Origin of the sequence: Lysobacter antibioticus HS124 (assembly GCF_000336385.2) — a bacterium.
Classification (GTDB): Bacteria; Pseudomonadota; Gammaproteobacteria; order Xanthomonadales; family Xanthomonadaceae; genus Lysobacter; species Lysobacter firmicutimachus.
The window spans coordinates 1-1,914 of record NZ_HG424607.1; the positions used below are offsets into that span (position 1 = coordinate 1).

The 1,914-nt window shown below is 71.1% G+C and carries 2 protein-coding genes; both read right to left on the minus strand.

The annotated features are described in order from the left end of the window. The coding region (locus tag TX83_RS21515) for a thiol:disulfide interchange protein DsbA/DsbL (protein WP_064750030.1) at positions 1 to 838 on the minus strand (838 nt) is incomplete at its 3' end. 144 nt (positions 839 to 982) lie between these two features. Further along, positions 983 to 1,648, minus strand: a complete 666-nt coding sequence (locus TX83_RS21520; RefSeq protein ID WP_064750031.1) for a thiol:disulfide interchange protein DsbA/DsbL — start codon at positions 1,646 to 1,648, stop codon at positions 983 to 985. Positions 1,649 to 1,914: the final 266 nt, after the last annotated feature.

The following is a 1,914-nucleotide window of genomic DNA, read 5'->3' on the forward strand; positions in this document are numbered from 1 at the left end:
CCGGCGCCGGAGCGGAGGCGCCGTCGGCCGGCGCTGCCGGTGCGGCGGCCGGGGCCTGCATCGCGGCGCGTTCGCGCGCGACCAGGTGATCGGCGACGCGCAGCATGTCGGCGAAGCCCTTCTCGGTGGTGACCAGGTACTTGCCGTTGATCACCAGCGAGGGGCTGGCGCTGACGCCGGAGCGCTGCATGAACTGCTCGGCGCGCTTGAGCTTGGCGTTGATCGCGAAGCTGTTCATGGTGCCGATGAAGTCGGCCGGCTTGGCGCCGTACTTGGCGTAGAAGTCGCCGAACTGTTGGTCGGTCACGCTCTGGTAGGGGAGGGTCTGCTCGATGTGCACGGCGCGGAACATCGCCTCGTGGGTCTTCTCCAGCAGGCCCAGGGTCTGGGCGGTGTAGAAGGCCTTGGCGAACGGGATCGGGTTGCCGCCGAACGGGCCGGCGACCGGGGTGAACTTCACGTCCGCGGTCTGCTTCTTGCGCCAATCCAGCAGCTGCGGCTCGAACTGGGCGCAGTGCGGGCAGGTGTAGCTGAACACTTCGGCGACTTCGATCTTGCCGGCGACCGGCTCGTAGGCCTGGCCGGCGGGGATTTCCTGGAAGTCGGTGCCGGCGACCGGGGCCGGGCCGGACGGCGGGGTGGCGACGGCGGCCGGCTGGATCGCCGGTTCTTCCGGGGCGGCCGGCGCGGCCGGGGCGCTGTCGGCCGCCGGTGCGGCGGCGTCGGCCATCGGCGCGCTCGGGGCTGCGGCGGTGTCGGCCGGGGTTTCGGTCTTGTTGCAGGCCGCCAGCGCGACCAGCGCGGTCAGCATCAGCGGAAACCGGGGCAGCGAAGCCATGCGTGAATTCATCGATGGAGTCTCCACAAAGCGATCGGAATGCGATCAGTCGAAGGGGCGGGCGCGCGCCGGTGCGTCGCGGCTCCGCCGGGAACGGCCGCCAGGATAGCGGCCGTCATGGGCGAGCGGGAGTGCAGGCCGGGTTCAGCGCTTGCCCGCGGTGGCGCGCTCGCGCGCGATCAGATGGTCGGCGACGCGCAGCATGTCGTCGAAGCCCTTCTGGGTGGTGATGCGGTACTTGCCGGCGACCACCATCGACGGGGTGCCGTCGACGCCGCTGGCCATGATGAAGGCCTTGGCCTTTTCCATCGCCTGGTTCGTGGCCGGACCGGCCATGCCGGCGGCGAAGGCCTGGGCGTTGGCGCCGAACTTGGCGTAGAAGGCGGCGATCTCGGCCGGGGTGGCGTTCTGGATCGGCAGGCTGCGCTGCTCGTGCAGGGCCTTGAACACCGCCTCGTGGGTCTTGCCCAGCAGCTTCATCGACTGCGCGGTGTAGAAGGCCTGCGCGTACGGGGTCCAGTAGCCGCCCCACGGCGCGGCCAGCGGAACGAAGCTGACGTCGGCCGGCTGCTTGGCGCGCCAGGCCGCGACCTGCGGCTCGAAGTGGGCGCAGTGCGGGCAGGTGTAGCCGAACACCTCGACCACTTCGACCTTGCCCTTGGCCGGCGCGAACGGCTTGCCGCCTTCGATCACGACGTAGTCGACGCCGATCTCCGGCGCAGGGCCGGCCGGGGTGCCGGCCTTGGGCGCGGCGGCGGCGGCGAAGGGAAGGGCGGCGAGCAACAGCAGGGCGGCCAAGCGCAGTTTCATCGGTGATCTCGTCGGTGGTGGCTCGCGGCGAACGGCGCTCGTCGCGGGGCAGGGCGGACATAAAAAACGCCGGCGCTAAGGATAACGGCCGGCGTCTCAACCAGGAGTGTCGGAATGGACCGGCGCGGCGGCACGGAAGTTCCCGCGTTGCGCAAAGTGACCGGGGTCACGCTCGGCGCGGCGGCCGCGGAAACGAAAACGCCGGCCTGTCGCCAGGCCGGCGTCGGATCGCGTTGCGCGTGCGGTTCAGCCCTTGGCGGGGGGGG

Excerpts from the sequence above, each read along its gene's own strand:
- TX83_RS21520 (WP_064750031.1), bottom strand. The coding sequence starts at position 1,648 with ATGAAACTGCGCTTGGCCGCCCTGCTGTTGCTCGCCGCCCTTCCCTTC.